Source organism: Haoranjiania flava (genome assembly GCF_025631005.1).
Taxonomy (GTDB): Bacteria; Bacteroidota; Bacteroidia; order Chitinophagales; family Chitinophagaceae; genus Haoranjiania; species Haoranjiania flava.
Window position 1 is genome coordinate 44,129 of sequence record NZ_JAOTPL010000020.1, and the last position, 6,934, is coordinate 51,062.

Consider the following 6,934-nt stretch of genomic DNA (forward strand, 5'->3'; position numbering starts at 1 on the left):
AGTTTTATTTTAAATAGCTCTCAATTCTTGTATGCAATGCTTTCAGTAATCTCTTCTGCCATTAACTTTAAATCCTCGTCCTGCACTTCTTTCTTGCTGTCTGCAACTTCCAGGAACTTTTTATACAATGCATCTACCTGGTCCCTGTCAAAGTCATAGCCGATCTTTTTAAACCGGTATGCCAGTGCACTTCTGCCGCTGCGGGCAGTTAAAACTATTTTGGAAGTGTCAGCGCCTACTTCTTCAGGAGCAATTACTTCATAGGTGGAGGCTTCTTTCAGGAAACCATCCTGGTGAATGCCTGATGAATGTGCGAAGGCATTATCGCCTACGATTGCCTTGTTGGGCTGCACCACCATACGCATGGTCTCGGACACTTCCCTGCTCATTTCATAGAGTTTTGTATGCTGTATGGAAGTGTGGAAATTAAGCTCTTTATGTTTTTTGATGGCCATCACTACTTCTTCGAGTGAAGTATTGCCTGCACGCTCACCGATACCGTTAATAGTACACTCAATCTGCCTGGCGCCTGCAATAATGCCTGCCAGTGAATTGGCTGTAGCAAGGCCCAGATCGTTGTGGCAATGGCAGGAAATAATTGCCTTATCAATGTTTGGTACATTATTTACCAGGTAAGATATTTTATTTGCATATTGGTGCGGAAGGCAATAACCGGTAGTATCCGGGATATTTACCACCGTTGCACCTGCATTAATTACCGCTTCAATAAGTTTTGCAAGAAACGCCAGATCAGCCCGGCCTGCATCTTCTGCATAGAATTCTACATCGGGTACAAAATTCCTGGCAAGTACGGTGGCTTTTACTGCGCGCTCTAAAATATCTTCCCGCGTGGTGTTGAATTTGTATTTGATATGATTGTCAGAAGAACCGATACCGGTATGTATCCTTGGGCGTTTGGCATGTTTGAGGGCCTCTGCGGCAACTTCTATATCTTTTTGCACAGCGCGTGTCAAGCCGCAAACCGTCGTTTCTTTTACTACCCGGGAGATTGATTCCACAGAATCAAAGTCACCTGGGCTGGAGATCGGAAAGCCTGCTTCGATTATGTCTACACCCAGAGCCTCTAAATGCAATGCCAGGCGGATTTTTTCATCCTTGTTAAGTTTACAACCGGGTACCTGCTCTCCATCTCTCAGTGTAGTGTCAAAAATGTAAATTTTCTCCGTATTCATTCCGATAGTTTTGTTCAATGTCAAATATAGATAAATAAAACATAGCCGTAAAACCGAAAATTTACAAACTTTCCGTTTAAAAGACAGGTATAATTTTTTCAAACGTACTATTTATCGTACTTTTATCGAAATTAAACTACGATGCCCAACGCCAAAAACGATGATCTTTTCCACCTCATAAAATCATTGGAGAAAAGTGAAAAACGCAATTTTAAGCTGTATATGAAGCGTGTTTCAGGCAGTGAGCACTTCATCATTATGCAACTTTTTGATGCTATTGACAAAATGGAGAACTACGATGAGGCTGCGCTGATCAGGAAAAATAGCAATATAAAAAAGCACCAGCTCTCTAATCTTAAAGCACACCTCACCAAACAGGTACTGGCATCTTTGCGTATATTAAATGAGGATAATGACATTTCCGTATCCGTAACAGAATTAATACACAATGCACATATCTACTACAACAAAGGATTGTACATCCAAAGCCTGAAGGTCCTGAACAAGGCCAAAACTATTGCTATCAGTTATCATCTTAGTTTCGACCTGATACAAATACTTAATTTTGAAAAAAATATTGAGTCGCTGCATATTACCCGGAGTATGGAACACAGGGCCGATATGCTTACGCGTGAAGTGACCGAGACTGCCAGGCATATTCATTTGCAGGGTGCACTATCCAACCTTGCTTTGAACATGTACAGCTGGTATATCAAAAGAGGGCATGCACGCAATGCGGCAGATGTTGCATCGTTAGAAGAGTTTTTTAAAAACAATCTTCCCGTAAGCTCTGAAGCAGAACTTAATTTCTATGAAAAAATGTATTACTACCAGGCACATGGCTGGTACTACTTTATACTGCAGCATCTGCCTATGTTTTACCGCTATTCGCAGAAATGGTTCAACTTATTCCAGGATGAGCCCGCGATGCAGCTTGCGGAGCCTGATCATTACCTGAAGGCTTTTCATAACCTGCTGAACGCCCATTTTGATACAAATAACTACCATAAATTCATAGAAATACTCAACGTCTTTGAAGAATTCAGCAGCAACAAAATCCCTCGATCCAACATCAATCTTAAAGTAAAGACTTTTGTGTACCTGTATACAGCCAGGATAAACAAGCATTTCCTGGAAGGCACGTTTTTGCAGGGTGTGGAAATGGTGCCGGAGATCAACCGCAAACTCAACAGGTTTAAACTTCACCTTGATAAGCACCGGATCCTTGTATTTTATTATAAAATAGCCTGCCTGTATTTTGGCAGCGGCGATAATGAAAATGCCATACTTTACCTCAATAAGATCATCAATGAAAATTATGACCTCCGAACCGACCTGCAATGTTATGCGCGGTTGCTGCACCTGATAGCGCATTTTGAACTGGGTAATTACAGGCTGATAGAATACCTGCTTAAATCAGTATACAGGTTTATGTATAAAATGAATAACCTGAGCATGGTGGAAAAAGAGATCTTCTTTTTCCTGAAACAGTCATTTAATATTCCGCGCAGCAATATCATTGCAGCATTCGGGGAACTGAAGGAAAAGCTGGAAGCGCTGGAAAATGATAAGCTGGAAACCAGGTCGTTTATGTACCTGGATATAAAATCCTGGCTGGAAAGCAAGATACGGAACGTGCCCGTGGAGCATATCCGCAGGGAGTTGTATTTTGCCCGCAAAGACATAAAAAAATCTGCCATCTTGTAAGACGACAGATTTTTTGAATTTTGTAAAATAATTTATCTGCTTGGTGTATAGCTCCTGGAACCGCCGCTGCTGCCCCCTGAGTAGCCACCTCCTGATGAAGAGGATGAAGTTGAAGGGGTGTAGCTTCTTGAAGGTGTATAGCTCCTGGAAGGCGCGCTGCTGTTGGTAGAAGGCGTGTAGCTCCTGGATGGCGTATAGCTTCTGGAAGGCGCGTTGCTGCTTGCAGGGGTATAACTTCTTGATGGTGTGTAGCTCCTGGAAGGTGCATTGTTGTTAGCAGATTCATAAGTCCTTGAAGGCGTATAGTTTCTTGAACTGCTGGTAGTAGCGCCGCGCAGGTTTCTTACATTCACATCGTCACTGTAGCTTCTGCTGGGTGTGTAAGTCCTGCCTGAAGTGCCTCTGTAAGTTCTGGGGCCGTAATTATTGATCACATAAGGATAATAATAGCCGCCATAGCCGCCATAAGGATAGTATCCGTAACCGTAAGGGTTATAACCATAGTAGCCTGGCCATCCGAATCCGCCGCCCCAGCCGTAGTACAGGCTGCCGAAACCATAGTAGCCGCCCCAGCCGTAGCCTATGCCCACGCTCCAGGGAGAAAATCCGCCCCAACCCCAGCCCCAGCCGGAGTATAGTCCCAGTCCCCAGAAAGGATTGCCAGCGTAAAAGCTGGAACCGTAGTAGTATGGATTGTATACATAACTATTATTGTAGTATCCGTCGTTGAAGGTTATTGTAGGCTCTTCCTGGTTCAGGTCTTCTGCATCGTAATCTTCCCTTGCGTATTCCTCATCGTCATAATAACGGGAATCCCTCCTCTCCTGTGCTACATCGGGAGGCGCCTGGTAGGTTACAGTACATCCGCCTAAAAGAAGAGCAGCAATACCTAAAGTTAATAATTTAGTTTTCATATCGCGTTTGTATTAAATTTTTATTGTTGATTGATAAAATTTTTAATTATTCTCAAAGTTATTACTTTTGCGTGCATTTATTTGACTATAAAAGAAATGGTAAATTTATTTCAAACCATTAATTATTTGTTAAATAATTGCAAACGCTACAATACAATATTACAACAAATATACGCAAAATGAGTAAAGAAATTACATCGCGGCAAGTGGATTATTCTCAATGGTATAACGATTTAATTATCAAAGGGGAATTGGCAGACTATTCTGCTGTGAGGGGTTGTATGGTCATCAAGCCGTACGGATTCGGGCTGTGGGAAAATATGCGCGATGCGCTCGACAAGATGTTTAAAGACACCGGCCATGTGAATGCTTATTTTCCGCTGTTTGTACCCAAAAGCTTGTTTGAAGCAGAAGAAAAAAATGCTGAAGGCTTTGCTAAAGAATGTGCCATTGTTACTCATTACCGTTTGAAAAATGATCCCGAAAATAAAGGCAAACTAATTGTTGATCCGGAAGCAAAGCTGGAAGAAGAGCTGGTGGTACGCCCTACTTCCGAAGCCATTATCTGGAATACTTACAAAGGCTGGATACAATCTTACCGCGACCTGCCCATCCTGGTAAACCAATGGGCCAACGTAGTACGCTGGGAAATGCGCACAAGGCTGTTCCTGAGAACGGCAGAATTTTTATGGCAGGAAGGACACACAGCGCATGCAACAAAGGAAGAGGCGCTGGAAGAAACTTTAAAAATGCTGGATGTCTATGCTGAATTTGCAGAAAAATATATGGCCGTGCCGGTGATCAAAGGCGTGAAAACTGCCAGTGAAAGGTTTGCAGGCGCTGAAGATACCTATTGCATTGAAGCTCTGATGCAGGATGGCAAGGCCTTGCAGGCAGGCACCTCGCATTTCCTCGGGCAAAATTTCGCCAAAGCTTTTGATGTGAAATATAGCGACAAGAACAATCAACTGGATTATGTATGGGCTACCAGCTGGGGCGTTTCTACCCGCCTGATCGGTGCATTGGTAATGGCGCACAGTGATGATGACGGCCTGATATTGCCTCCGAAGATAGCTCCGCTACAGGTAGTGATCGTTCCTATTTATAAAAATGAAGAACAAAAAAGCCTGATCGATGCCAAAGTAAATCATATACTCCATGGGCTTAAAACAAAAAATATTCGTGTAAAATACGACGACAGCGACAACAACCGCCCAGGTTGGAAATTTGCAGAATATGAAAAAAAAGGCGTGCCGGTAAGGCTGGCGCTGGGTGTGCGCGACCTGGAGAATAATGTAATAGAGATTGCCAGGCGCGATACCAAAGAAAAACAAACTTACAGCCTGGATAATGCGGTAGCAACCATTGAAGCGCTGTTGGAAAATATTCAGCAGCATATGTTTGATAAAGCCCTGGCTTTCCGTGAACAGAATATTTCCAATGCCGATAACTGGGATGAGTTTGTGCGGTTGCTGGATGAAAAAGCCGGGTTTATTGCTGCACATTGGGATGGCACTGCAGAGACGGAAGAAAAAATAAAAGAGCTTACAAAAGCTACCATCCGGTGCATACCCTTAAACAATCCGCAGGAAGACGGGAAGTGTGTGTTGACAGGCAATCCGAGCAAGGAACGTGTATTGTTTGCAAGAGCTTATTAATTTTTTGATATGAAACGTTTATTCTATTGGTTTGTTGTAGGTGCCCTGTGGGGGTGCAGCCTCAACTCCTGCAGCAATACAGATAGTACAGATAGCCGGGATTCATTAGCAGCAAATACTGAAAGCCGTGCTGTATGGGGAATTGTATATGACTCTGCAAGCAACGACATGAAGATACATGCGCTGAAAATGTTTAACCGCGATACTTTACAGGCATCTACCGTAGTGAATTTTCTTAATGACAATTATCCTGGTGTGGTAATTCATATGGATAGGATTTCCAACGATACCCTCTATGCCAGAATACCTGACAGCAGACATCTGACAACAGGCATGGGCTCCGCCGGAGCAGATTTTTACCTGAAAGCAGCAACCTACCTTTTTACGGAGATGAAAGGCATCAACTTTGTTTCTTACGATTTTGTAGAAGCCGACCATGCCGTTCCTGGTGTGTACCGGCGCAGCGACTGGGATTCTCTGCCATAGTTTGCCACGAGGCACGAAGATTCTTGTGCGCTTAGTGTGTTGTTGGTGAACATAGTGGTAAATAAATCTTCTGAAACACAAGCACCATAGATTACTATTTGCCACGAACACACAAGGTTTTCTTTTTGAAACTTTGCATCTGCTTTGAGCACATGGAATTTATAACCACAGGGCTAAAGCGTTTACAAAACGAACACTATTAAGCCAGACACAACACACGAAGAACTATTCTTGCGAACTTAATGTATTCTACGTGCAGATTGTGTTTGAAGAATATCTGAAGCAAAGGTCGGATTGTGTATCTCCAAGAGCAGAAGTTGTGAAAAAACTATTTGAGACCTGCATAGCGTTTAGAAACTACGAAAGCAGCATAGTTATTGATAGCATTTTTGAATACCTTTCATAACAAAATACAAATAATGAATATGAACAAAAAAATAGCCTTGCTTGCAGGAGGCAGCCTTGCAGCCATTGCTGCCGGCGCAGCCATTTATTTTAAAACCAGGAGGACTATTCCTAAGAATGCCGTTGCCGTAAAACCATTCGACATCCACAAATACCTCGGCAAATGGTATGAGATTGCCAGGATCGATTTTATCCATGAAAGAAACCTCAGCAATACCACTGCTGAATATGCTTTACAAGAAAATGGTATGGTATCGGTGGTGAATAGCGGTTACAATGAAAAAACGGGAAAATGGGAAAGTGCACAGGGCAAGGCCAAATTTGCCGGTGCAAAAGATGAAGGCAAACTACAGGTCACTTTTTTCGGGCCATTTTATTCCGGCTACAATGTGATAGATATTGATGATGATTATAAACATGTGCTGGTAGCAGGAGAAACACTGGATTATTTGTGGCTTTTATCCAGAGAGCAAGTTATGCCGGACGAATACATAAAAAGATTTCTCAACAAGGCACAGTCTGTGGGCTATGATACTTCCAGGCTAAACTGGATTGAACATGACCTGTAAAG

6 protein-coding genes are annotated in these 6,934 nt (G+C 42.8%); 4 read left to right on the forward strand and 2 right to left on the reverse strand.

The window, feature by feature from the left end:
- Window positions 1–20 precede the first annotated feature (20 nt).
- Entirely contained in the window at window positions 21–1,193 is a 1,173-nt protein-coding gene (locus tag OD355_RS11915) for a 2-isopropylmalate synthase (protein WP_263038712.1), read from the reverse strand.
- Between the two features lie 141 nt (window positions 1,194–1,334).
- Between OD355_RS11915 and OD355_RS11920 the strand changes: the two genes are divergently transcribed.
- Complete coding sequence (locus tag OD355_RS11920; RefSeq protein WP_263038713.1) at window positions 1,335–2,900, forward strand: hypothetical protein; 1,566 nt, start codon at window positions 1,335–1,337, stop codon at window positions 2,898–2,900.
- A gap of 32 nt (window positions 2,901–2,932) precedes the next feature.
- Here OD355_RS11920 and OD355_RS11925 read toward each other — a convergent pair whose 3' ends face one another.
- A complete protein-coding gene (locus OD355_RS11925; RefSeq protein ID WP_263038714.1) occupies window positions 2,933–3,814 on the reverse strand; it encodes a hypothetical protein in 882 nt (293 codons plus the stop codon).
- 179 nt (window positions 3,815–3,993) lie between these two features.
- Between OD355_RS11925 and proS the strand changes: the two genes are divergently transcribed.
- From proS to OD355_RS11940, 3 genes are all read left to right on the forward strand, one after another.
- Window positions 3,994–5,472 (forward strand): proline--tRNA ligase, encoded by a 1,479-nt coding sequence (proS, locus tag OD355_RS11930; protein WP_263038715.1) that lies wholly within the window; start codon window positions 3,994–3,996, stop codon window positions 5,470–5,472.
- A gap of 9 nt (window positions 5,473–5,481) precedes the next feature.
- Window positions 5,482–5,958: a hypothetical protein gene (locus tag OD355_RS11935; RefSeq protein WP_263038716.1), complete on the forward strand. Its 477-nt coding sequence runs from the start codon at window positions 5,482–5,484 to the stop codon at window positions 5,956–5,958.
- A gap of 425 nt (window positions 5,959–6,383) precedes the next feature.
- Entirely contained in the window at window positions 6,384–6,932 is a 549-nt protein-coding gene (locus OD355_RS11940) for a lipocalin family protein (RefSeq protein WP_263038717.1), read from the forward strand.
- Window positions 6,933–6,934: the final 2 nt, after the last annotated feature.

What these genes read in the sequence shown, in the direction of transcription:
- OD355_RS11915 (WP_263038712.1), bottom strand. Translation starts at nt 1,193, where the DNA reads ATGAATACGGAGAAAATTTACATTTTTGACACTACACTGAGAGATGGA.
- OD355_RS11935 (WP_263038716.1), top strand. Translation starts at nt 5,482, where the DNA reads ATGAAACGTTTATTCTATTGGTTTGTTGTAGGTGCCCTGTGGGGGTGC.
- proS (WP_263038715.1), top strand. Translation starts at nt 3,994, where the DNA reads ATGAGTAAAGAAATTACATCGCGGCAAGTGGATTATTCTCAATGGTAT.
- OD355_RS11925 (WP_263038714.1), bottom strand. Translation starts at nt 3,814, where the DNA reads ATGAAAACTAAATTATTAACTTTAGGTATTGCTGCTCTTCTTTTAGGC.
- OD355_RS11920 (WP_263038713.1), top strand. Translation starts at nt 1,335, where the DNA reads ATGCCCAACGCCAAAAACGATGATCTTTTCCACCTCATAAAATCATTG.
- OD355_RS11940 (WP_263038717.1), top strand. Translation starts at nt 6,384, where the DNA reads ATGAACAAAAAAATAGCCTTGCTTGCAGGAGGCAGCCTTGCAGCCATT.